Here is a 23,856-nt window from a genome sequence, read left to right as displayed (position 1 = left end):
TGTATTTACTTGTATTTAAGAATTAGATGATTTATCCTGTTTGGGTTTTTTGATTAATTCCATGTAGACATTAATCTCACTAATTTCTACATCATGCTCAACTCTGGTTACTTTCCATCTTTCCTTTTTTAGGTAAACTTCCTCTCCTACTCTGGGAATAAATTGGAGATCGTAGAACTTTTTAAGAAAATCTTTTTGATTTTCTTCCCATAATATTACTTTGACTGGTTCTTTAGTCATTGCTTATGCCTTTTTGGTTACTAGATGAAGGTAAGTACTTTGATGACATACATACGGCAAGTTTATCTTACTAATTCAATGGAATAGCGTAGTTAAAACCACATTTTCACATTGATATTTTTATGTGCCTTGATTGTGTCCGATAAAGTTACATCACAATACCATAATTCTAGTAAGCACCTATAGTCAGAGTTTCTTGAAGAATTACTTCTGGATCGCTTATTAAACCAATCGATAGATTAAAGGCTTATTATGGTCATAGTGGTCTGTCAAATTCATTTTGACGGTTAGAGAGACGCGATAAATCGCCGTCTCTACTATTAATCTATCCGTCAATTATTTCTTGACACACTACTAGTAAATATCCTGAAATATTTCCATACTCACTGGTACAATCACTGTGTTTTCACTAATGCTGGAGGGCGATCGCTATTTCTTAGCTAGTTCCTGCTCAATGTTGTTATCAGTCTTTGTTCAAGCTTTTTGACTTTTATTCTGATCATGATAATTCAACCGAATTTTACGGGAATACTTATAAATGGAAACCTAAATATTTTTGGGAGAGCATTATGTTTGGACTTGAAAAGATAACAGTTGGAAAAGTATTAAAAGCTGCAACAGTTGCTGCTGGAGTTGGTGCTGTAGCTATAGCTGCACCTATAGGAGTAGTTGCTGTTGTTGGGCTTACGGCTGCTGGGGCTGGTGCAACTTGGCTCGCAGAGAGTGTTGGAGATGAACTAAATAATAATGATAAGGATAAAAGTGACAGCTAATTCTCTCTACTTCAGGTAAAAGGGGAAAGTGTAGCAAATGAACAAAAAACCGGGTTAATCTCAAAACGCCTACTGTATGAAGATTGTGTCGATAGATTTAGTAGTTGATTTTTTAACATTACTAGTAACTAATCCACGATTTGTCTATATAGTATGGCTTATCCCGGTTTTTGTTCCAATGAAAATAATACCCTATAAGTGCTATCAAGTCTATCAACCTGAACGGTTCGGCTTTGAATAATTTTATGTTCTCTAAATAACTAAAAATGGGTGTATTTAACAAATTTACAGCAACGTTTCACGAGTCTAGACAATTCCTAAAAAGAAGTCTAGAAGAATACATTATGTTTAGCTCAGAAACTAAACAGTTGACTTTGACAAAAAAAATGGTTTTACTTCTCTGTCAACAAGCAGAAGCTAGAGTTGAGCAATTAAAAAGCTTAGAACCACACTCTGAGGAAGGACTTGTTGCGACAATAGAGTACAATAACATTCAAGTAAAGTTACATTTTACTCCTGAAAAAATAACTCTTAATAAAGATTGTGTTGAAGGGGAACTTCGCTTATTGAAACCCCCTCAGTTTGAGACTGAATCGATAGTTTACCGTTACCTCATTGCAGGTTGGACAAGATTTTTGGGAGGTAAACTTCCCAATGGAGCTTTACCAAAAGAGGTTAGAATTGAAAATAATAAGGTTTACTATACTCTTCCTCGAACTCAATTGCAGCTTTTAGATTCCCTTTTTCATAGTCTTGAAAATGGTTCTGCTTTGATGATTAACCTTCAACAAGGAAATTTAACTGTTGAAACTTCAGTAGCTCTGAGTTGGAATAATTTTAAGCTTCAAAATCTGCTTCAACTTCTGAGTCTCAAATAGGCATATCTTAATCTGTCATATTTTGGCGCGATCGCTCTGGAAACCATAAAAGGACAATTGAGGATTATTATCAAGCTCTCCTCACTTTGCCAAAATATGACAACAGACATGAAATATCAATTCTATGTATTTTGCTGTGCGGCAATCTGGACAGCTTTTATATCAACATTGAGGTGTTGAGCAATCTGCTCCACACTCATCCCTGTTTTTAGTAACAAAGGCACGGTAAGTTTCAACATTTCAGCTTTCTGTTCTTCTCGACCTTGTTCTCGACCCTCGGCTTTCGCTTCCTGATAAACCCTTGTTTGCTCTAAAGTCAGTCCTAGCATAGCTTCAACTTCCTCTCTACTCAATGTGTCCGTTTCCTCTAATTTTACCCGCTCAATCAATTGCTTTGCTTGCTCTGCCATCACTTGATCCGATGCTAGAGTCAACTGCATCAAATTGATACCTATTGCTTGCTGATTAGTCGCGCCTAACTCATCTAAATAGATTCGCTGCACTTGGTCACTGTTGAGAAATATTCGATGAGTTTTTTGATCCCTTGGTTCCAAAGAGCGTGATGAAAAAATTACCACACAAAACCAGTCATCGTACTGAGAACGATTCCGGTTCAGGTACATCATCGACTCGGTAAAGAACCGATGGTAAAGGGCTTCATCCTTTTGGAATTGAACTTCAGCAAAAAAGATTACCCTGGATGTTGCATCCTCTGGAGGTAAAAACACACCATCCATGCGAAAAGCGGTTTCTTTGACTTCAACTGATTCAAATCGATAGTTTTGCCCTTGCAGAGGAGGATTATCAACTAGTTCAAAGAGTAACCCAGGAAAGCGCTTAAAAATTTGATAGTAAATGGAGTCTCGTTTCACTACTTCATCCTAAAATTCTCTTGTTATGCGACACCGAATAGCCCGTCGTAGACATCGCGGATTACAACCAAGCCCTAAAAATTAATCCTAACTTGGCTGAAGCTTACGCTAATCGAGGAACTGCTTGTCAAACGCAACTTCAACTTTTCGTTCGCTGATTTTAAGCGGGTAGGGTTTATCTTTATTTAAAGAGAGAGAGACTAAATCCTATAAACTATACGAAAAAGTAGCTATGGCAAGCGGTGAAGTATTTGATACCAAAACAAAATCCCTATCTGTGCCAAGAGTAAACCTGCTGACCATGTTCCGGCTGGGTTTATTTCAGATGGGGTTGAGCATGATGTCTATTTTGACTCTGGGCGTACTCAACAGAGTCATGATTCAAGAAATAGCAATTCCGGCGACGCTGGTATCAGTAGTCTTAGCACTGCCTTTATTTGTTGCTCCTTCCCGTGTCTGGTTCGGCCAGATTTCTGATGCCAAGCCGTTGTGGGGATATCATCGTACAGCTTATGTTTGGGTGGGCGCGGCAATATTTGCGATCGCAGCATTTTTAGCGGTACAAGTAATGTGGCAGATGAATCTTGCTGGAAATAGTGCAGGTACTTGGGTATGGACAACCCAAACAATCGGCTGGACAGCACTTTTGGCTTTAGTTTTCGCTGTCTACGGTCTAGGAATTTGTGCTAGCGGTACTGCCTTTGCTGCTTTATTAGTGGATATATCTGAAGAAGATAACCGTTCTAAAGTAGTCGGTGTGGTTTGGTCGATGCTAATGGTGGGGATTATTGTTGGGGCGATTATTAGTGCCAGCTTGCTAAGACAGTTAACGCCAGAAGCAACCGTAGAAACCTTGCAGCCAGCAATCAACAGATTGTTTACTATCGTCCCAGCAATTGTATTTGGTTTAGCGATCGCAGCAACATTCGGCGTAGAAAAAAAGTACTCCCAATACTCAACCCGTTCCACATTGGCGAACCGGGAAGACAGCATTACTCTAGGCAACGCTTGGAAAATATTGACAGCTAGCCCACAAACAGGTATATTCTTCACCTTTTTACTGGTGATGACCATCAGTTTGTTTATGCAAGACCCGATTTTGGAACCTTATGCGGGTCAAGTGTTTAAAATGCCCCTAGCGGAAAGTACCAAATTAAATATTTTTTATGGAATGGGTTTACTGATTGCCTACGGTGTTACGGGCTTTTACATTGTCCCGCGTTTGGGTAAGCGCAGAACTGCACGTCTAGGCTGTATGTTGGTGGCATTCTGTGCAATCTTGCTAGGTATATCAGGATTCACAGCTAATGCAGCAGTTCTCAAACTAGGTTTGTTCTTTTTCGGTTTAGCCGCAGGTTTCTTAACAACAGCAGCAATTAGCTTAATGTTGGATCTCACCGCAGCAGAAGCCGCAGGTACGTTTATTGGGGCATGGGGATTAGCGCAGTCTCTTTCTAGAGGTGTGGCGGTGGTAATCGGAGGTACAGTTTTGGATATTGGACGCAAGCTGCTACCTAACCTAGAGTTAGCTTATGGACTGGTATTCGTTCTAGAAGCAGTGGGAATGGTGGTGTCAATTTGGTTTCTGAATCGGGTGAACATTACAGAATTTCAAACAAGTACCAAGCAAGCGATCGCTTCAGTTTTAGAAAGCGATTTAGACTAAACTGTATGGGGCATTGGGCATAGGAGAAATGACCAATGACAAATGACAAATGACCAATGACAAATAACCAATGAATGATTTTTGGACAACAATTCTTGATTTTGCCCAAACTACCACTACCAGGGTGGGCAAACAGCTAATACAAGATTTTGGAAAAGTACAGGCTGACCAAAAAGCTGATGGTAGTTTGGTGACGCAAGCAGATAAATGGGCAGATCAGGAAATTAGGGATGCGATCGCTTCTACTTTCTCTGGTTACGGCATTTTGAGCGAAGAAAGCGATCAGTCATTTCCCGGTACTGAGTGGTGCTGGGTAATTGACCCTCTAGATGGTACAACCAACTTCACACGCGGTATTCCTCTCTGGACAATTTCTCTAGGTTTACTGTATCGAGGCACACCCATTTTTGGTTATGTTTACGCACCAACCTTGAATCAAGCTTTTCATGGTTTCTGGGCAGGTTCATCTGGTTTAGCAACTCCAACAGGAGCATTTCTCAACCACCACCCCATCCATACTAGTATTGATAATCCCAGCAACAATCACTTTTTCAACCTCTGTTCTCGTAGTACCGCAGCTATGAAAAACGGCTTTCCCTGTAAAATTCGGATGTTAGGTGTGGCTAGCTATAACTTTTTGACGGTTGCGACTGGAGCAACATTAGGTGGTATTGAGGCGACACCAAAAGTTTGGGATTTAGCGGGGGCTTGGGTAATTGTTCAGGCTGCTGGTGGAACGTGGTTATCGCTTAAATCAGAACCGTTTCCGTTGTCACCGGGAGAAGATTATAGCGATCGCTCTTTTCCCACCCTTGTGGTTAGTCGTCCCGAATTAGTTCCGGTATTTCAGCCTTTACTCGAAGGCGTAAAAATTTAATTTGCCGTTTACATACTTGGAAACAGTGATTTTGTCAACCAGCATAATGGATGTCACTATACTGATATTAAACTTAACAAAACCCTAGTCAAATAATGAATCTAGTATAAATAAAGTTAGTAATAATCCTGATTTAAATACAAGACCAGTGTAGTTATTAATTTAAGTAGTGTCGTGACTTTGATCACACTGGTTGATTTAGTATAAATAGTTTTATGTTGTCTAATCTAGATTTGATTCGAGAGTTTGTACAAAACTCTATCCAGAAAAAAGACGTTTTGTTGTCAAATCCCGCTTTGACAGCGCAAACAGTTTATAAAACAAACCAACTGACAGCAAAATCTGAAGGCGTGATTGCCACAATCCAACTATCTAACACCCTATCTGAATTCTCGATTTCTCCAAAATCATCCCAGTGGGAATTGATAAATCAGGCATTAGCAGAATATAGTTATCTCCTCAAAGGAGAAGTAGATAGTCGGGGTTTCTATCAGTATCAATACTGCGAAATTCCCAAAGGCTATCAGATGTACTGTACTAAATCTGTACTTCTATGGCGAGCTTGGTGGAAATATCGCAAGTATACTTTAAGACCAGGGATTCCGTTGGAACTTTTGATTAGAAGACGTGATTCATGGTATCCAATCCGAGATTTAATTATTAGTGACGGACTTCTTTATATAAAAACCTTAGGAAGCGAGATAGCACTTGACTCAGAAGACTTAGTTACTTGGTTAAGCAAAATTGATGTAACCAAAATTAAAGAAATACCTACTACAGAAACATAAACCCTATCCATTTTGAAACCTGGAGTTTTTAAAGAAAGTGTATTATTCGGTCATAGCTTGAGTTATCAGCTTTACCCTAATTCCAAAAAACTATGGTTTTCAAGGTAGACGCGCTTTAAATGTGGATAAAAGTATACAGATGTACGCCCCTATAGTCAATTCATTATACTGTCAAGATTTTTAAAAATGATATGACGAAATATAAAGCAAAGGATATCAAGAAAAATGAAAGGACTCTGGCTTGAAAACAACCAATTGCAACTACGCACGGATATTTCCATTCCTGAACCGCCACCAGGAGAAGCCTTGGTACGCGTCTTGCGTGCGGGTATTTGCAACACTGACCTGGAACTACTTAGAGGCTACTATCCCTACACTGGTATTTTAGGTCATGAATTTGTCGGGGTCGTTGAACAAGGCCCAGAACACCTAGTTAACCAACGCGTAGTTGGAGAAATCAATGCTGTATGTGGGCATTGTCGATTTTGTCTGAGAGGACAACCAACTCACTGCGAAAATCGCACAGTTTTGGGTATTGTCAACCGCCACGGAGCCTTTGGTGAATATCTCTGTTTGCCGGTAGAGAATCTGCATCTAGTACCTGATAATGTACCAACAGAAGTAGCAACATTTACCGAACCTATAGCAGCAGCTTTGGAAATTCAGCAGCAAGTGCCATTGCATCCAAATGATCGCGTGTTAGTGGTTGGAGATGGTAAATTAGGGCAGTTGGTAGCTCAGACATTAGCTTTAACTGGCTGTGAACTCTTAGCTGTAGGTCGTCATCGAGACAAACTAGCTAACTTAGAGGCACGGGGAATAAAAACGAGTTTAGCCGACGCTGTTACAGATGGATATTTCGATCTTTCAGTTGAATGTACTGGCAACCCAGAAGGATTTGCGATCGCCCGTCGCGCCCTCCGTCCCCGTGGTACGCTTGTTCTGAAAAGTACTTATGCTGGCAACCTCAGCTTAAATGTTTCTTCTTTAGTAGTGGATGAAATCACCCTCATCGGCTCCCGTTGTGGCCCCTTTGCCCCAGCCCTCCAGCTACTAGCCACGGGACAAGTTGATGTGCAACCCCTGATTCATGCCACCTATCCCCTTATTGAAGGGCTTGCAGCTTTTAAACACGCTCAGAGTCGGGGTGTTTTAAAAATCTTGCTGGAGATTGGTTAATAGTCATTTGTCATTGCCTTTTTGCCCTTGTCTCCCTCATCTCCCCCAGTCCCCAATTCTTAATACATATAGGGATTAGTCTTGGGTTGATAGTCACGACAATCGATCGCTTCTTCTGTATTGGCAATAGATGGGCGTACAGTACATTTAAGACGGTAATTGTCGGTAAAAAATTGGCAACCACTACAGGGAATTTGATGCATAAGTTTGGCTGTAGTCACACTATCTCGCGCCGCCGTCCAGAGACTCAACATAACGAGAATAGTTACAGTCCAAGCAGTGATAAAACATATTGGGATTAGGAAAGGTTGAATCGCGTGAATGAGGAAAAATATAAGTTCTAGCACGGTATTTGGTGATACAAATTAGGAGTTAGAAGTATATTAACTCCTAACTCCTAATTCATAACTCTACTGAGAAGTATAGTGAACTACTTAGACTTGCCTACGGCTGAAGTCTGAGCTTCCCAATTCATCAGGAATAGCCTCTAAAACTCTGTAGTTTTTTTGGTCTGACATTCCCTCCAAGGGCAGGAGTCCTGGTTCCCAAGACCCAAATTTTTCTCTTGCAACATATACCTATTAGCTTGGTTTTCGCTTGGGGCATTGATGGTGAAAAACGCGGTCTTGGGGTCTCCCCAAGTAGAGCGATTTTGAACCCGAAGGGTCAAGACAGTGTATATCTTACCAGAAAATTTTGGGGATTCGTCATACATCCCCCGCTCACAATCCCCACCTTATGAGTACATTGAAGGTGGGGACTTCCGCGACACGTTAAATGCCAGCATGACCCAGCGCTAAACCTGTTACCAGCATTCCCAAAACAAGAAACGGTTGGGCGCTGGCTTGGTACTTAACATCGTTCTTCACAGGGTCGCGTAGAAAATACATATCCTGCAAGGTGATTTGTGGAATTATTAACAGTACTAGTATTGTTGCATACAAATTTTCATGAATGCTGACTAGATAAGCTGCAATAAATCCTTGAAAGACATCAATTGTTACTACACAAATCCATGCCGCAGTAGTAATGCCAAACATTACAGGTAGTGACTGTAACCCTAGCTGGCGATCGCCTTCTACACTCTTAAAATCATTAACAATGGCAATACCCAATCCAGCCAAGCTGTAGAACATTGTCAAAATCACAATTGTGGAATTCAGTTCACCAAACAAAGCGTGTCCTGTAGACCAAGGCAGGGTGATATAGCTTGCACCCAAGGCGTAGCTACCTAGCCAACCGTTTTGCTTGAGTTTCAGGGGAGGTGCAGAATAAATGTAGGCGATGAAAGAACCGATAATTGCGATCGCTGTAATTGTTGGGAATTCATGACCAGACCAAACATCTAGTGCAAATGCCAAACCATAGCCAGCAATCAGTAATACCCAAATCTGAATAATTACCTGGGGTAGGGGAATTGCCCCAGAGGGAATTGGGCGATAGGGTTCATTGATGGCATCGATTTCGCGATCGTAGTAATCGTTGAGGATTTGGGTGTAACCTGTCATCAATGGCCCAGCCAGCAGCATACAGGCTGCTACCTTCAACACATTTTCCAGCGTCCAAATATAGTTACCAGAAGAAGCCGCACCACAGACTACCCCCCAAATCAGGGGAATCCAGGTAATCGGCTTCATTAGCTGCAAACGAATTTTCCAAATTGAAGTTTCCCCAGCAGCAGCACCTTTCATTCCCAGTAGCTGCCTAGCTTTCGCATTGCGATCGGCAGATGTTGCTTGCTCATTGAGATTATTTGCCACTGAGTCTATTGCCTCAGATGGGTTGGGGTCTGGGGTAATGGGAGTTAATTCTGACATAAAATTTACTGATTAATAAGGCATTGGGCAAAACAGTTCCTCTTTTCTATGTTCCCAGTTCTGAGTAAAGAAGTGAGATTTTCTACTCGATACGGGCTAAATCTTAGCTATTCGCTAACAGCACTCATGAGGGGCATTGAGCATTAGCCAGAAAACCATCTTCCACGAAATTTAAACAACTTACAGGAGTTAGTCGGAGAAATTATTAGTTAATGGTTCCTATGAGTTAAGGGACTTCCAGTTAAAAAAATATCCCGTCGTAGGGGCGCAAGGCCTTGCGCCCCTAGAAATCTACAAATAATTTGCGATAATTTATTTTCTGCAAGTCCTTAAACAAAAAAACTACTCATAAAAAACCTGGGCGTTCTCCCAAATTAATAATTCTAGATCAAGTCTTAATGGTGCTTCAGTGTTGTAGCAAAGCAAGGAAAGCTCCACCTCACGAGAATATGGAGCATATTATCATATCAACTACCTCTAGACGGCTTCTCTACGAGATGTAGCCTGCGGCAAGCCGTAACTCTTGGAGACGTTCTCGCGTTTGCGTCTACGTTCAAAAAATTGATTTTGATAAAGAGTTTTTAGCCTTAACCGAACCGTATTGGCTTATATACCATTTTAAAATAAGTAATATTACTTAAAATTTTGCTCAAATTCGGATCGAAAACACAATTTTTCGGTAGGCAATGCTTTTTTAGTAGCGTCTCTTAGAGAAGGCTAAATACGTTTACGTATAAATTTATTACGCATCATGTCAGTCACACTAAAACTTTATTTATGCTTTGTTTTATACTCAAAAACTTATACAAATTTAAGACTAAACACGTATTAACAAAAGTAGCATTATTTTATTCGTACACGGATATCATCAGTGTACGATGTGGTTATGATGTTGTCTTCTACTTTCTTCTTGGAGAGAAACACAATGTCCTTTGAGCTTCCCCAGTTGGGTACGTCTTCTACTGATGTGCTATCTAAAAACAGCCCTGCACCTGCCTTGGACGAAGGCAGCTTGACAAGTTCTTTAACAGGACTGGGACAATCCAACCAATCTCTCTTGTTTGTCGATAGATCAGTGACAGACTATGAGCAATTGCTGGCGGGTGTGACTACGGGCACGGAGATCCATGTGCTTGATCCGGGGGAGGATGCTGTTACCCAGATTACCAACACCCTGCTGGGGCGGCAAAACATCGCCAGTTTGCATATCGTTTCCCACGGGGAAGCGGGGGGAGTGGATTTTGGCAGCAGCGTCCTTAACCTGACCGATCTGCCTCAGTACGCAGCTCAGTTAAAAACCTGGAGCAAAGCGCTGACAAACGATGCGGATATTTTGTTTTATGGCTGTAACGTTGCCGAAGGCCAACTCGGTCAGGCGTTTGTCCAAAACATCAGCCAGATTACTGGGGCCGATGTTGCCGCCTCCAATAATCTGACAGGTAAGGATGGCGACTGGAATCTGGAAGTGACTACTGGTAACATTGAGTCGCCCCTCGTCTTTGACTCCAAAGTTACCTCTGCCTATGCCTACGATCTGAACATTCTAGGTGAAACCTTCAAGGGCAGTGATGTCACGAACCTCTCGTGGATCTACAACACAACAGGCACGCAACCGTCCCTGACTGCCCGCTCTACAGCAGCAGCATCGACAGGCGGCATACCCGGTGGTGGTGGCTTAGATGCGGTTGGGTCAGGTGCCTTGCGGTTAACCTCTGCTGCCACAAGTCAGGCATCCTTTGTGATCTACAACCGTCCCATTAACGCCACCAGTGGTCTTTCCATTACGTTCAACATTAATGCCTATGGTGGCAATGGTGCAGATGGCATCAGCTTCTTCCTCATTAATGGCAATGCCAACCCGACTAAGGCAGGTGCCGTTGGAGGATCGCTCGGCTATTCCAGTAGCAGCGTCGGATCTGGTCTTGTCGGCGGCTACCTTGGCATTGGCTTTGACGAGTTTGGTAATTTCTCTAGCAGCGAATATGGTGTCGGTGGTCCGGGTCAAAGAGCTGATTCTATTGCGGTTCGGGGCAGTGAAGCAACAGGCTATAAGTACTTGGCGGGAACGGCAACGCTTACACAAGGTATTGACACTCCAGGTAACAGCCGATCGAATGCTCAGAAGAAGGTGCAGATTGATTTGACACCAGCAGGACTGTTATCCCTCAAAATTGATTTGAACAATGACGGAGATTTCTTAGACAATAACGAAACTCCAGCCGCACTGAAAAATTACAATGTCGTTGCCACGAATGGGGCACTGCCATCCACGTTCAAGTTCGGTTTCTCCGCCTCCACTGGCTCCCAAACCAACATCCATGAAATCACAGGGCTGGATGTTAACACGTACAATAATGCCGCTTACATCCCGTTGGTCAACTTTACCAGTAGTAATGGCTCAGTCAGTGAAGGAGCAACTAGTCTAAATCTCACAGCACAGATTGATGCTGTAACTTCCAATACCGTTACAGTACCAGTTACGCTATCGGGAACAGCGACGAACGGAACAGACTACACACTGTCTGACAGTAAGATCACAATTTTGCCACAACAACTGACTGGTAGCATCACCCTGAATCCGATTGATAACTTAATAGCCGGGTCTAATAAAACGGCTGTGGTGACAATGGGAACGCCGATGGGTGGTGCTCAACTGAGTCCTCAGAATAATGTTTTCACAACAACGATCGTAGACAACGATTACTCTCTATCTACTACTGGATCATCCACCTACGTTGAAAACGCTTCGCCGATCGCGATTGCTCCGACAGCGATGATCGTTGGTGGTGCCGCCGCCCCAGCTATCAACGGTGCAACGGTCAGCATTGGTAATGGGTTTAGCAGTACTGAAGATCGCCTCGGCATTCAAGGGCAGAGTGGCACCAGTGGCACGATCGCAGGCTCCAGCATTACCTGGGGCTACAACACCACATCTGGCGTACTCGCCCTCAGCGGCACAGACACGGCTGCTAAATATCAGGCAGCACTCCAGCAGGTGGTTTATAGCGACCTCAGCGACGCGCCTAGCACCACTACTCGCGCTGTTACTTACACCATCAACTACAACTCCGATCAGCAGGCTACAAGCACTAGCACGATCAACGTCACTGCCGTTGACGATTCCTCAGTAATCACTCCTTCTGACGCTAGCAGCGTCACCGTCGTAGAAGACATTGCCACTCCCATCACAGGCATCACGTTTGCCGATGTCGATGCCGGTGATGGCAGCGTCACCGCCACCTTCAGCGTGCCGGCAGGAACCCTGGCTGCTATGCAAGGCGGCGGAGTCACCGTCGGCGGCACATCCAGTAGCCTCACCCTGAACGGCACGATCGCCAACATCAACGCGTTCATTGCAGCCAGCAAACTAACCTACCTAACAATGGTGGACTCCAACGCTGCCCTCACTTTGGGAGTCAGCATCAACGATAACGGCAACACACCCGACCCCGCCCTAACTACCAACGCTAGCCTCACGATCAACATCACCCCCGTCAACGATGCCCCTAATTTCACCGCCACTAACCCCGTAACGACTCTGGAGGATGCTGAACTGCAAACCGTGAGCAACTGGGCTACCTTTAACCCCGGCGGCAACACTGCTGAAACCGAGCAAACTGCCACTTACACCGTCAGCAACCTCAGCAACGCTAGCTTGTTTACCGTGGCTCCAACGGTTGCTCCCAATGGCACCCTCACCTACACCGCCGCTCCCAACGCCTCCGGGATTTCCACCTTCGATGTTGTGGTCAAAGATAGCGGTGGCACAGATAACGACGGTGTTGATATGTCGATGCTACAAACCTTTACCATCACCGTGAGCGCAGTCAACGATGCCCCCACCTTGGGCAATGCAACACTAGCAGAGGTGGCACAAAACACCACTAACCCCGGCGGTAGCAAGCTCAGTAGCTTATTTGGCAGTCTGTTTAGTGACCCTGATACGGATACTAGTCTGAGTGGGTTAGCGATCGTTGGCAACACTGCGACTACACAACAAGGTCAATGGGAATACTCGATTGACGGCACTACCTGGACAAGCGTCGGTGCAGTTGCCGATGATGCCACCGCCCTGGCACTCTCTGCTAGCACACTGGTGCGCTTTATCCCGGCCACTGGCTATAACGGCACTCCCCCTGGCTTAACAGTACGCGCCCTTGATAACTCCTATAGTGGTGGGTTTACGAATGGCACTACACGAGTGACGGTAAACACGACGATCAACGGTGGCACAACGGCAATTTCAAGTGGCACACCTGCTGCCCTCAACACCAGTGTGAGATCGTTGTCCGATCTGCTGTGGCGCTACAATAGTAGCGATGGGCTGAATGCTGTTTGGCAACTGGATGGCTTTACCTTCCAAAGCGGTTACTACCTACCTAGCGTGGCTGACCCAGCCTGGCAGATCGCAGCAAGCACAGCCGATTTCAATAATGATGGCATTGCTGATATTCTTTGGCGTAACCAAGTAACTGGGGCGAACACCATTTGGGAGATGAATAGCACGGGTTACGAAACCACCCATACCCTTCCCCAGGTTGACGTAAACTGGCAGATTGTCACTACCGCTGACTTCAACAGGGACAGTACACCTGATATTCTCTGGCGCAATATGAAAACCGGGGAGAACGCGATTTGGCAGATGAATGGCGTGACGCGTGAAACCGGCTACTTCATTGACCCAGTAGCGGATACAAACTGGCAGATTGCAGGCACGGCTAACTTCAGCGGCGACAGTACACCTGATATTCTCTGGCGCAACGTGAAAACCGGGGAGAACGCGATTTGGCAAATGAATGGCGTGACGCGTGAAACCGGCTACTTCATTACCCCAGTAACGGATACAAACTGGCAGATTGCAGGCATTGCTGACTTCAACGACGACGGTACATCTGACATCGTATGGCGTAATCAGGCAAGCGGAGAAAACGCCATTTGGCAGATGGCGAAGCAGAGCAATGGCGAGGCGAGCCGTCTAGGAGGCTCCTACATTCCCCAGGTGACTGATCAGAATTGGCAGATTGTGGGCATTGCTGACTTCAACAGGGACGGCACGCCCGATATTCTCTGGTATAACAAGCCGGCTCATAAGGAGGCGATCTGGAAGATGAGTGGTGACTTCAGCAGCAATCTGTATTTAGAAACCTATTTACTCCCTGACGTAGTGGGAACCTGGGACTTGAAGTCTTTTGTGGCAGATTTAAATACTTCTGACATACCCGAGGCATAGAAACTAAGTCTCGCTGCTAGGCAAATTAGGCAAAGCGGTAGCCGCACGCTCGTGCGGCTACCGCTTTGCTTCAATACTGAAGCACCATTACAGACTTGATCTGGAATTATTAATTCGGGTAAACAATACGAAGCAAAAGGCCAAGCCCTGCTTCACATCACAAAAATCACAAAAAACTTTTGCAAGAGTTCTCCTATTTTCAATGCCCCATACCCCACTCCCCATTCCTATAACTTAAAACGAAATTATCAAATAATTATTTTGAAACTTTGCTCCAGCAACGGGTCTGCCGCTTAGAGCCGGGGGTAAGGGAATATTGCGCCTCTGGTCTCCTGCTTCTACCGTAACTTCTGGCCCATATTGGGTAAGCTTCACTTGCTTTTTGTCAAAACCTGGCAAGAATAAGCGTACTTGACGATTGTGGATGTCTATTTCAATTGGTTTGGGAGCCTGTAATGCTTGTGCTTCAAAGTTGGGTAAAGCGTCTATTAGTGGTTGCCAGTCACCTGTAGGTGAGTCGGGAACGACGTTCACAGGTAGGGGTATAAATTCCTCTAACAGGTTGGCATTCGTCGGCGTAGATACAAACAGAACACCACCGACAGTTAAACCAATTTGTTGAGCGCTACCCCACAAATAACGAGCATTTGCTACCTCAATGGGATCTCCTGTAGTCACTAAGAAAGCAACGAGACGCTTGGGATCAGCAAGAGCGGCTCTCCCCTTTTCTAAGAAATTATTGACTTGGTTAGTGGGCGCTGCAAAATTATCTGCTGTCCAGTTGATATTGAAAAAACTGCTAATCAACGGTTGAATCAAGGGTGATTCAGTAATCGTCTTCCCTAAATCGGAGTTGACAAATAATTGCCGAAATCGCCGGACATACCAACTGAGAGATTCTGGCAAACCCAACATTCGCAATGTTAAAGAGTCACCCGTGCCATCGTAGACGATCGCATCATATTTGCCACTGGCATCATATTCACGGATAGCATTCAAGGCTAGGGCGTTGTCCATACCTGGTAATACCACCAGTTCTTGCCCAAAAACGTCTTTGAATATGGGCGTGCGGAGATATTGCGCCTCAAGTTTCTTCACTTCGTCCCAGTTGCGTTCTAGTAGTACAGATGCTTGAAACTGGACTACTTGCAAATTGGGGGCGATTTCCTGCGGATCGGCAGCAATAGGAGTACTCAGCAGAATTGACAATGTTGGTTCTGCTTGTCCTGCTAGGAGTACGCGCTTGCCTTGACTTGCCAATAATTTGGCGGCGGCGATCGCAATTTTGGTACGAGCGGTGCCGCCTTTGCCCAAAAATGTCAATATTAGAGCCATTACTTGATTCCTTTTTTCACCGCCTTTGCTTTTCAACTCCAACTTAGCATTCAACAAAGACTCTTAACCTGTGCTTTAAATTTCAGATACCAAGAAAAACCAGGTTTTGAGTTCTTTACTACACTGGTTTGATTTCATCTTCAAAAAACCAAGTGGAAGTATTGTCGTCAAACAACACCACTACACCGATCCCAGCACCATCGGTGACTTTGTAGCCTTGGATGATACCCACTTGTCCGAGTTTTTTTACAACTGGGGCAGAAACGCGATCGCGCAAACGAAAGACTTTAACCTTTTGTCCGATTTCCATGCCTGATTTCAGATAAACCAAGTCTCAGTGTAGCGGAATGTGTGACTCAACGGCCGCTGATTCAGGGAGAAGTGAGGGGGATAAGGGAGATGAGGAAGGATGAGGAAGAGAATTCCAGACCTTTAACTTCTGTCCTAACAAAAAAATAACGGCTGCGATTGCCATCCTTGGCGAAACATTTGCGATCGTTAAAAATGACAAGGATGGGTATTTTGGTTAAATCCGATGACGGCTATAGCTGAATATCGAGACTTAATTTTACTTGAGGAAGTTAAATATTGGAATTAATGGGGAGTTGCTACTGCGATCGTTGCGATCGTATTTTATTGGAAATTTTCGATATATAATTCCATCTATAAACAGTTACCCCGGCGTTCGCTGATGTACTGTAAACATCTTTGGTTATGGTGTGGAAGTTTTGAGGATTGACAGCAAAAGCATGGTAGAAGAAATTGCAATTCCCCTAAAAAATCGTTTAGATGCACTACTTGTTCTGCGTGGTTTTGCATGTTTAATGGTAGTAGTTCTTCACTGTAATCCTCCGAGAAATGCAATTTTTTATAAAGGTTATGATCTGAGTTGGCTAACATTTAGCTCCGGGCTGGTAGGCGTCTGGATTTTCTTTTCTATGTCAGGATACTTAATGGGTAAAGCTTTTTACACTAAACGTTATACTGCTGATGTCCCAGGAGTTATCAATTTTTGGCGTAACCGATTGTTGAGAATCTGTCCTCTCTATTATTTTGCTGTATTGATTTTGGCTCTATTCGTCTATACCGATATTCTTAAAATAGAAAATTGGGGATATTTGTTTAGAATAATTACGTTTACATACAATCATTCATTGCCACCAATATGGAATGGAGCGATGTGGTCTTTGTCAACGGAAGTACAGTTTTACATACTTGTTCCTTTCTTATACACTTTTCTATCACATCGTTTAATTAGTAGAAAACAGATTGTGTTTACAGCTATTTTCATCATTTTGGTTACTTTTTTTGTCAAGCTTGTATTTTGGATTACTTTACGACATCAAATAAGTGAAGAGCTTAAATATTTTAATAAATATTCCTATACTCAATTAGTGACAAATATAGATTTATTTTTATGTGGTTTTATCGTTAATGGATTACTTTTTCATCAAAGCAAAATAATAACTAATTTTAAAAACATTAAAGTAAATCAAATATATATGAAATATTTAGCTATTATTTTGCTCATTATTCTTTATATGCTGACTGCTCATCACTTATATCATCATGAGCTATGGAATTTACCAGAGCGTGCTGGCAAAGGTATGAGGACATCTACAACCTTTTTTATTTGGCAACCAATAACTGCACTAATCACATCTTTTTTCATATTTGTATTTGAGTTTGACATTTATCAAACTTCAATAAAAAATGAAGTTTTATCATTTAGCGTTATTTTAAGAAATCCATTAAGAGTAATGGAGCTGTTTGGGAATCTATCATATGGTGTGTATATATGGCATATGCCAATTCTTGCAAAAATTAATTTTATATTTACATCACAAATTCCTATTGAAGCATTTTATATGAGATTAATTGCTACTCTTCTTTTATCAACTTTATTAGCATCTATTACATATTTTGTAATAGAAATTCCATGTAGTAGGTGGAAGACCTACCAAAAGATTCAAATTGGAAACAATTAGGCAATATGCAGATGGCAACAGGTAGTAGAGAGCAAATATATCAACCAATTCCACGCCGCTTGCTTCAAGAAACCATGCCGACGATGTATGATTTAGCTAGTGAATTAGTATGTAAATCAGGTTTACCAGAAGAATTTCATTGCATTCAAGCAGATTTACTCAGTGAAACTTGTCAACCTCCCAACTACTGCTCTGAGAAAATTTTAGTCGCTAATGACTTTCCCAAGGAGTTGATCTAGTTGGTGAAAAATTCAGAAGTCAGAATTCACGAGCAAAGCCGGAGACTGAGATAAGCAAAAACTTACCCTTTTTATAAAGAAAGCAGCGTTACCGACAGAATTTAGATTTTTAGTCAAAATCTGTTTAAGATAGCAGATTTATTGTATAATCCCCAAAACAATTTAGGTACTATTTTCTAGTAATGATCTATTCTTCAAGGAACACAAGAGTGCTTTGATCGCTATAAAGTTTTATGAAAAATTGGGTGTGTAAGTAGTGAACAAGGAAGCGACAATTGTACGAACTATGCGAGGATTTGTCCGTAAAGCAGGGAGTATAAGGCGTATCCTGCCGATAAATGAACGGTTGTGGGCAAAGTTTGACTTGCTGAGAACTTTGGTGCGTCGGGATTTAGAGGCGCGTTACAAGGGTTCTGTTTTGGGCAACTTGTGGCCTTTGCTAAATCAGCTATCACAATTACTGATTTATACTTATGTGTTTTCCACCGTGCTGAAGGTGAAGCTGACTACTCTCAAAGGTTTACCAGCAAATGATTTCACCTTTGGTTTGTGGCTATTTGCAGGGTTACTTCCTTGGATTGCTTTTACGGGTGGTTTAATGCAGTCCGCTAATTCGGTACTTGGACAACCGAATTTAGTCAAGAAGGTGGTGTTTCCTCTAACTTTGTTACCTTTAGTGCCAGTTTTGTCAACATTTATTGAGAGTTCCTTTGGTTTAATGGCATTGATTTTTTTCGTGGCGGTAAATACTCATACTTTACATGCTACCTTAGCGCTATTACCCTTGGTCTGGCTAACGCAGCTATTGCTAACAGCAGGGTTGGGCTATTTAGCAGCAGGACTAACGGTGTTTTTGCGAGATATTCCACAGACTTTAGGAATGATTTTAAATATTTGGTTTTATGTGACACCGCTTGTCTATCCAGCATCAGCAATTCCTGAGCAATGGCGGACTTTGGTATTCTGGTTAAATCCAATAGCAGCGATCGCTGAAGTTTATCGTGACATAGTTTTAGTTGGAGAAGTCAAACACTGGGGCGAGTGGGGAGTTTCTTCGCTAATTGCAGTTGTAGTGTTTTTTGGAGGCTTGTGGTGTTATCGCCGCCTGCGTCCAGCATTCGCCGATGTATTGTGAAGTGACAGTTTGATAGGATGAAGTCATTTAACTAGAGATGCCAGCATTGATTATGTAGTGACATCTGGCAAAATAAAATGAGTGTGTAGGTGTAGCCCGTCGTAGAAATCGTATTTTAGCTTTAGTGTGTGAGTTTTGAGGATTGACAGCAAAAGTATGGGTGAAGAAATTGCTATTTCCCTTAAGAATGTCTCGAAGTGTTTCAAACGGTATAGCCGACCTGTAGATAGGCTAAAAGAAGTTTTGCTACCTGGTAAGAGTAGAACAGATGAATTTTGGGCACTTCGGGATATAAACATTGAGATCCCCAAAGGACAGACAGTTGGAATCCTTGGACGCAACGGTTCTGGAAAAAGTACATTGCTACAAATTATAGTGGGAACCCTCACACCATCCAGTGGTGATGTGCGAGTCGTAGGTCGAATTTCTGCTTTATTAGAATTAGGCAGTGGTTTTAACCCAGAGTTTACTGGCAGGCAAAATGTCTTTTTTAACGGACAATTGTTAGGGTTAAGTCAAAAACAAATCGAAGACAGATTTGATGATATTGCCGCTTTTGCCGATATTGGCGATTTTATCGATCAACCTGTTAAAACTTATTCTAGTGGTATGTATGTCCGCTTGGCATTTTCTGTTGCAGTCAATGTCGATCCAGAAATTTTAATTGTTGACGAAGCACTTGCTGTTGGAGATGTTGTATTTCAACATCGTTGTATGCGGCGAATGCGTGCAATGATGGATTCTGGAGTTACAACATTATTTGTTTCCCACGATGCAGGCGCGATTAAAACATTGTGTAATTCAGCCGTGATGATTCATGATGGAAAAATACATACGACAGGATTGCCAAATGCTGTTGTGATTGAATATTTAAAATTAGTTACAGAGCTTGAATTAGGTTTAGCACAAGATATTAAAGTTAACTCTCAACAGCAAGTAAATACCGTTGTAGATAACGCAATACAAGCTTCAGATTCTCCAACTTTTGAGATTGAATCTCCGAGTTCCAATTTCAGCAAGGCAACACGCAGAGGAAGTGGGAAAGCCAGAATAGAAAGCGTAAAAATCCTGAATCAATTAGGTCATTATTCTGGCGAAAGTCCAATATTTGCATTTAATGAAGAAGTGACATTAATTATAAATTTAAAAGTTTATTCTGCCATAAAAAGTTGTATTGTTGGCTTTCATGTATGTGATAAAAATGGTAATGAGGTAATTGGTAGTAATACTTTAGAAGAAAATATCAAAATAGATAAATTAGAACCAGGAGAAGAAATAGAAATTAAGTTTAAATTTAATTTACCTCTTCGACCTAGTTCTTATAGCTTAACAGTTGCTGGGGCTGAAAGCTATGAAGCTCTTAGCTTTGACTGGATTGATAATATAATGGTTTTTCAAATTTTACCCCCAGAGACTGGAAAGCTAATTCATGCTTTAGTCCATCAACCGATGGTCGTTAAAGTAAACAAAAAAGTTTTGCCAACAGTAGTGACACCAGCTTAATTAATACAGATATTAAAGTTAGATTATGAATAAAGATTGGTCAAAGGATTATCCATCGGCTGAAAATCTTACAGAAGAAGGTTTGGGTGAAAACCACGTTTTGAGGAAAATGTTAAACCTCATTGCAGACAATCAGCGAGTAGTAGACTTTGGGTGTGCGACTGGTTACTTTGCTCAGTTACTTAGTAGAAAAGGCTGTATTGTGACAGGAGTAGAGATAAATCGAGATGCTGCCAAAGTTGCCGAACAGTACTGTAAAGAGGTAATAGTTGCCGACTTAGATTTTGTTTCTGTTACAGAAATATTGCCTAGTCAGGAGTTCGATGTTGCAGTATTTGGAGATGTTTTAGAGCATCTGCGAAACCCTTGGAAAGTTTTAGAAGAAACCAAGCAGATGTTAAAAAAAGATGGATATGTAGTTGCTTCTATTCCAAATATTGCTCACGGTGCAATTCGCTTGTCTTTACTACAAGGTAAATTTGAATATACAGAATTAGGGATTTTAGATAATACTCATCTGAGGTTTTTTACCAGAAAAACGGTTGAGGAGTTATTTGAAATACCAGGATATTTCGTAAATATTGCTGATCGGACAAAACTAGAAGTTTTTTCAGAGAGTTCTTTGATACCTCAAAATAAGAGAGAACAATTCGACAGTAATACTATTAAACAAATTGAAGAAGATAAAGATGCTGACACTTTACAATTTATTATTCGGGCAGATCCTTGGACTATAGAAGGAGAATATGCTGCAATAAGCGATCGCTTCTCTAATCTGTTGGAAGAATCAGAGCAATTAAAATCTCAACTGCATTCAACACAAGCAGAACTGGATCAAGCCCAAGCTCAAGTACAGGGTAATCAGCTTCAGTTAGAGCGATCGCAGTCTCAACTCCAACAAACCCAGACAGAATTGGAGCGATCGCAGTCTCAACTCCAACAAACCCAGACAGAATTGGAGCGATCGCAATCTCAACTCCAACAAACTCAGACAGAATTGGAGCGATCGCAATCTCAACTCCAACAAACTCAGGCAGAATTGGAGCGATCGCAGTCTCATCTACAGCAAACCCAAACAGAATTGGAGCGATCGCAGTCTCAACTCCAACAAACTCAGGCGAAATTAGAGAAATCACAGTCTGAATTAATATATGCTCAAACTTCTATTACTGCAATGCAAACTAGTAAGTTCTGGAAGTTAAGGAAAGCTTGGTTCAGAGTTAAGGGTTTCCTGGATTTGGTTCCCGCCTCAGAAATGTTTACACATAATAAAGAGTTAAACACAGTTAATAAAACAGAAGACATCCTGGAAACTTCTAACTCTCTTCAAGAAGATTTATCCACTGATAACAGGTTAAAAATGTTTGCTTTTATTAGTGGGTGCCCGGGAGATTCTTATCGTTATCGATGTCATCATCAAGCGGAAATCCTAAAGTACCTTGGCTATACAGTTGATGTATATGAACCAATGGTGTTTTTATACAATGAACTTATCATTAAATATAAAATAATTGTTGCTCATCGAGTTCCTCATACTTACGAATTTGAACAGTTTGTTTCCAATGCGAAAAAGCTAGGCATAAAAGTTATTTTTGATACTGATGATTTAGTGTTTGATCCATCCCGTATTTCTCAAATTCATGCTTTTACGCTAATGGATCAGCAAGAGAAGACGCTATATGAAAATGGAGTAAAACGATATCGTAAATCCATGTCTTTATGTGACTACATAACAGTAAGTACCAACAAACTCCAGCAAGAAATAAAACAAAGTTTTCCTAATAAAGTTTCGATAATTTTACGCAACCGTATAAGTAATGAGATGGAACAAGGAGCAATAGAAGCTCGTAAGAGTTATGTTCCTAATGATGGGATGCTTCGAATTGCCTATTTTAGTGGTACTAAAACCCATGTTAAAGATTTTGCAGAATGTGTTTTAGCTTTAAAAAGCATTCTTACAGAATTTCCTTATGTCCGTCTCATGGTAGTTGGACATCTCGATATCCCAGAAGCATTACAGGAAGTTGCCTCACAAATAGAGTGTGTTCCATATATGCCTTGGAGAGATTTACCAGAATTGTACCGGAAAGTTGATATTAATCTTGCACCCTTGGAAAAAAATAATGACTTTACCGAATCAAAAAGTGAACTAAAATATTTTGAAGCAGCGCTTTTATCTGTCCCAACAATTGCTTCGGATACAAGTGCTTTTCATGTCGCTATTCAAGATGGAGTCAATGGACTACTTTGTAATAGTTTGGATGAATGGAAAAATGCTCTGTATCAACTGGTAACTAACTATAAGTTAAGACAAGAAATGGGGCATAAAGCCTTTGAGGATGTAAATTCTCGCTATTTGACGCGGGTTGCAGCCTCAGAAAGTATGCAGAAGTGGAAATATTTATTGGGGGGAAGCTTATCACCCAATAAACCTCTTTCCATTGCCTTTATTCTGCGAGCGCCGATTGCTCAAACGGGTGGAGGCTATAAGCATATTTTTAATTTAGCTTATTATCTGGCAGCTAAAGAACACACCGTCAATATCTATATTGAACCAATTGCTCATCTAACCAATTTTACTACTGAACAAGTAAGAGATTTTTGCGATGAGAATTTTGGAAAGAGTAATGCTATCATTCATTGTGGTCATGCTGGAATTTTAGAATCAGATATAGCGATCGCTACAAATTGGCCTACAGCTTATGTTGTCGATCAACTAGTTAACACCCGATTCAAAGCATACTATGTTCAAGATTATGAGCCTTACTTTTATAAACCTGGAGAGGCTAATTTTACTCAAGCAGAAGCCACCTATGATTTACCTTTAAGTATAATTACTTTAGGCAAATATTTGGCAGAAATATTGAGCCAAAGAAATAAAATTGACTATCCGTATGTAGATTTTCCTTTAGGTGAAGTGTTTTTGGCAGAAAATCCTATTTTGGAGCGTCATTTAAATACAACAAAGCCCTGTTCAATACTATTTTTTGCTCGTCCTCATATCCCCAGACGTAATTTTACTTTGGGAGTAGAATCATTAAATAAATTGTATCAGCACAATTCTGACGTGCAAATCAAGTTGTATGGACTGGAAGAAGCTTTAGAACTTCCATTTCCTTACGAAAACTTGGGAGTTTTAACTCAAGCTGAAACAGCAGAAGCAATGCGCTCATCTGATATACATCTATCTTTTTCTATGACAAATATAAGCACAGTTGTTTTTGAAGCAATGGTTGTGGCTGTGCCACAGTCGAAGTAGATGTACCTCCAGTAAGATCAATGGTTAAGGAAGGAACTTGTTTATTATGTGAAACCTAATTCACAAGCTGTTTTTAA

General features: G+C 41.7%; 19 protein-coding genes. 13 read left to right on the top strand and 6 right to left on the bottom strand.

Features of this window, described 5'->3' with window-relative positions:
* Positions 1-15: 15 nt before the first annotated feature.
* Positions 16-240 carry a hypothetical protein gene (locus ANSO36C_RS04245; protein ID WP_251958529.1) on the bottom strand — a complete coding sequence of 75 codons (225 nt, stop codon included), beginning with the start codon at positions 238-240 and terminating at the stop codon, positions 16-18.
* A 470-nt stretch (positions 241-710) separates the two neighbouring features.
* Here ANSO36C_RS04245 and ANSO36C_RS04240 point away from each other — a divergent pair, with 470 nt between their 5' ends.
* Complete coding sequence (locus ANSO36C_RS04240; RefSeq protein WP_251958528.1) at positions 711-1,013, top strand: hypothetical protein; 303 nt, start codon at positions 711-713, stop codon at positions 1,011-1,013.
* Positions 1,014-1,279: 266 nt separating this feature from the next.
* On the top strand, positions 1,280-1,891 hold the full coding sequence (locus ANSO36C_RS04235) for a hypothetical protein (protein WP_251958527.1): 612 nt from the start codon (positions 1,280-1,282) through the stop codon (positions 1,889-1,891).
* Positions 1,892-2,013: 122 nt separating this feature from the next.
* Here the strand turns inward: ANSO36C_RS04235 and ANSO36C_RS04230 are convergent, their stop codons facing one another.
* Positions 2,014-2,763, bottom strand: a complete 750-nt coding sequence (locus tag ANSO36C_RS04230) for an Rpn family recombination-promoting nuclease/putative transposase (RefSeq protein ID WP_251958526.1) — start codon at positions 2,761-2,763, stop codon at positions 2,014-2,016.
* Positions 2,764-2,816: 53 nt separating this feature from the next.
* On the opposite strand from ANSO36C_RS04230, the gene ANSO36C_RS34715 reads away from it, so the two are divergent.
* From ANSO36C_RS34715 to ANSO36C_RS04210, 5 genes are all read left to right on the top strand, one after another.
* Positions 2,817-2,921 carry a tetratricopeptide repeat protein gene (locus ANSO36C_RS34715; protein WP_410174706.1) on the top strand — a complete coding sequence of 35 codons (105 nt, stop codon included), beginning with the start codon at positions 2,817-2,819 and terminating at the stop codon, positions 2,919-2,921.
* A 74-nt stretch (positions 2,922-2,995) separates the two neighbouring features.
* Positions 2,996-4,429: a BCD family MFS transporter gene (locus ANSO36C_RS04225; RefSeq protein WP_251958525.1), complete on the top strand. Its 1,434-nt coding sequence runs from the start codon at positions 2,996-2,998 to the stop codon at positions 4,427-4,429.
* A gap of 70 nt (positions 4,430-4,499) precedes the next feature.
* A complete protein-coding gene (locus ANSO36C_RS04220; protein ID WP_251958524.1) occupies positions 4,500-5,306 on the top strand; it encodes an inositol monophosphatase family protein in 807 nt (268 codons plus the stop codon).
* A 215-nt stretch (positions 5,307-5,521) separates the two neighbouring features.
* Positions 5,522-6,094: a hypothetical protein gene (locus ANSO36C_RS04215; protein WP_251958523.1), complete on the top strand. Its 573-nt coding sequence runs from the start codon at positions 5,522-5,524 to the stop codon at positions 6,092-6,094.
* Between the two features lie 225 nt (positions 6,095-6,319).
* Positions 6,320-7,273 (top strand): MDR/zinc-dependent alcohol dehydrogenase-like family protein, encoded by a 954-nt coding sequence (locus tag ANSO36C_RS04210; RefSeq protein ID WP_251958522.1) that lies wholly within the window; start codon positions 6,320-6,322, stop codon positions 7,271-7,273.
* A 59-nt stretch (positions 7,274-7,332) separates the two neighbouring features.
* On the opposite strand, the gene ANSO36C_RS04205 is transcribed toward ANSO36C_RS04210, so the two are convergent.
* Together ANSO36C_RS04205 and chlG are read right to left on the bottom strand one after the other, a co-directional pair.
* A complete protein-coding gene (locus ANSO36C_RS04205; protein WP_251958521.1) occupies positions 7,333-7,620 on the bottom strand; it encodes a hypothetical protein in 288 nt (95 codons plus the stop codon).
* A gap of 426 nt (positions 7,621-8,046) precedes the next feature.
* A complete protein-coding gene (gene chlG, locus ANSO36C_RS04200) occupies positions 8,047-9,090 on the bottom strand; it encodes a chlorophyll synthase ChlG (protein WP_251958520.1) in 1,044 nt (347 codons plus the stop codon).
* A gap of 925 nt (positions 9,091-10,015) precedes the next feature.
* Here chlG and ANSO36C_RS04195 point away from each other — a divergent pair.
* A complete protein-coding gene (locus ANSO36C_RS04195; protein ID WP_251958519.1) occupies positions 10,016-14,320 on the top strand; it encodes a DUF4347 domain-containing protein in 4,305 nt (1,434 codons plus the stop codon).
* A gap of 234 nt (positions 14,321-14,554) precedes the next feature.
* On the opposite strand, the gene ANSO36C_RS04190 is transcribed toward ANSO36C_RS04195, so the two are convergent.
* Together ANSO36C_RS04190 and petP are read right to left on the bottom strand one after the other, a co-directional pair.
* On the bottom strand, positions 14,555-15,655 hold the full coding sequence (locus ANSO36C_RS04190; RefSeq protein WP_251958518.1) for a Get3/ArsA fold putative tail anchor-mediating ATPase NosAFP: 1,101 nt from the start codon (positions 15,653-15,655) through the stop codon (positions 14,555-14,557).
* Positions 15,656-15,773: 118 nt separating this feature from the next.
* A complete protein-coding gene (gene petP / locus ANSO36C_RS04185) occupies positions 15,774-15,965 on the bottom strand; it encodes a cytochrome b6f subunit PetP (RefSeq protein WP_118169301.1) in 192 nt (63 codons plus the stop codon).
* Between the two features lie 439 nt (positions 15,966-16,404).
* Between petP and ANSO36C_RS04180 the strand changes: the two genes are divergently transcribed.
* From ANSO36C_RS04180 to ANSO36C_RS04160, 5 genes are all read left to right on the top strand, one after another.
* Complete coding sequence (locus tag ANSO36C_RS04180) at positions 16,405-17,643, top strand: acyltransferase family protein (protein ID WP_251958517.1); 1,239 nt, start codon at positions 16,405-16,407, stop codon at positions 17,641-17,643.
* Positions 17,644-17,654: 11 nt separating this feature from the next.
* On the top strand, positions 17,655-17,882 hold the full coding sequence (locus ANSO36C_RS04175) for a hypothetical protein (protein WP_323374558.1): 228 nt from the start codon (positions 17,655-17,657) through the stop codon (positions 17,880-17,882).
* 286 nt (positions 17,883-18,168) lie between these two features.
* Positions 18,169-19,017 (top strand): ABC transporter permease, encoded by an 849-nt coding sequence (locus tag ANSO36C_RS04170; protein WP_251960243.1) that lies wholly within the window; start codon positions 18,169-18,171, stop codon positions 19,015-19,017.
* Positions 19,018-19,173: 156 nt separating this feature from the next.
* Positions 19,174-20,520: an ABC transporter ATP-binding protein gene (locus tag ANSO36C_RS04165; protein ID WP_251958516.1), complete on the top strand. Its 1,347-nt coding sequence runs from the start codon at positions 19,174-19,176 to the stop codon at positions 20,518-20,520.
* A 25-nt stretch (positions 20,521-20,545) separates the two neighbouring features.
* Positions 20,546-23,779 (top strand): rhamnosyltransferase WsaF family glycosyltransferase, encoded by a 3,234-nt coding sequence (locus ANSO36C_RS04160; RefSeq protein WP_251958515.1) that lies wholly within the window; start codon positions 20,546-20,548, stop codon positions 23,777-23,779.
* Positions 23,780-23,856: the final 77 nt, after the last annotated feature.

Source organism: Nostoc cf. commune SO-36, assembly GCF_023734775.1.
In the GTDB taxonomy this organism is placed as follows: Bacteria; Cyanobacteriota; Cyanobacteriia; order Cyanobacteriales; family Nostocaceae; genus Nostoc; species Nostoc commune_A.
This window is presented reverse-complemented; position numbering and strand designations above follow the sequence as displayed.

Bases quoted from the DNA above. Each gene is read 5' to 3' on its own strand.
- ANSO36C_RS04245 (WP_251958529.1), bottom strand. From the start codon at position 240: ATGACTAAAGAACCAGTCAAAGTAATATTATGGGAAGAAAATCAAAAA.
- ANSO36C_RS04235 (WP_251958527.1), top strand. From the start codon at position 1,280: ATGGGTGTATTTAACAAATTTACAGCAACGTTTCACGAGTCTAGACAA.
- ANSO36C_RS04225 (WP_251958525.1), top strand. From the start codon at position 2,996: ATGGCAAGCGGTGAAGTATTTGATACCAAAACAAAATCCCTATCTGTG.
- ANSO36C_RS04220 (WP_251958524.1), top strand. From the start codon at position 4,500: ATGAATGATTTTTGGACAACAATTCTTGATTTTGCCCAAACTACCACT.
- ANSO36C_RS04215 (WP_251958523.1), top strand. From the start codon at position 5,522: ATGTTGTCTAATCTAGATTTGATTCGAGAGTTTGTACAAAACTCTATC.
- ANSO36C_RS04210 (WP_251958522.1), top strand. From the start codon at position 6,320: ATGAAAGGACTCTGGCTTGAAAACAACCAATTGCAACTACGCACGGAT.
- chlG (WP_251958520.1), bottom strand. From the start codon at position 9,090: ATGTCAGAATTAACTCCCATTACCCCAGACCCCAACCCATCTGAGGCA.
- ANSO36C_RS04195 (WP_251958519.1), top strand. From the start codon at position 10,016: ATGTCCTTTGAGCTTCCCCAGTTGGGTACGTCTTCTACTGATGTGCTA.
- ANSO36C_RS04190 (WP_251958518.1), bottom strand. From the start codon at position 15,655: ATGGCTCTAATATTGACATTTTTGGGCAAAGGCGGCACCGCTCGTACC.
- petP (WP_118169301.1), bottom strand. From the start codon at position 15,965: ATGGAAATCGGACAAAAGGTTAAAGTCTTTCGTTTGCGCGATCGCGTT.
- ANSO36C_RS04180 (WP_251958517.1), top strand. From the start codon at position 16,405: ATGGTAGAAGAAATTGCAATTCCCCTAAAAAATCGTTTAGATGCACTA.
- ANSO36C_RS04175 (WP_323374558.1), top strand. From the start codon at position 17,655: ATGGCAACAGGTAGTAGAGAGCAAATATATCAACCAATTCCACGCCGC.
- ANSO36C_RS04170 (WP_251960243.1), top strand. From the start codon at position 18,169: ATGCGAGGATTTGTCCGTAAAGCAGGGAGTATAAGGCGTATCCTGCCG.
- ANSO36C_RS04165 (WP_251958516.1), top strand. From the start codon at position 19,174: ATGGGTGAAGAAATTGCTATTTCCCTTAAGAATGTCTCGAAGTGTTTC.
- ANSO36C_RS04160 (WP_251958515.1), top strand. From the start codon at position 20,546: ATGAATAAAGATTGGTCAAAGGATTATCCATCGGCTGAAAATCTTACA.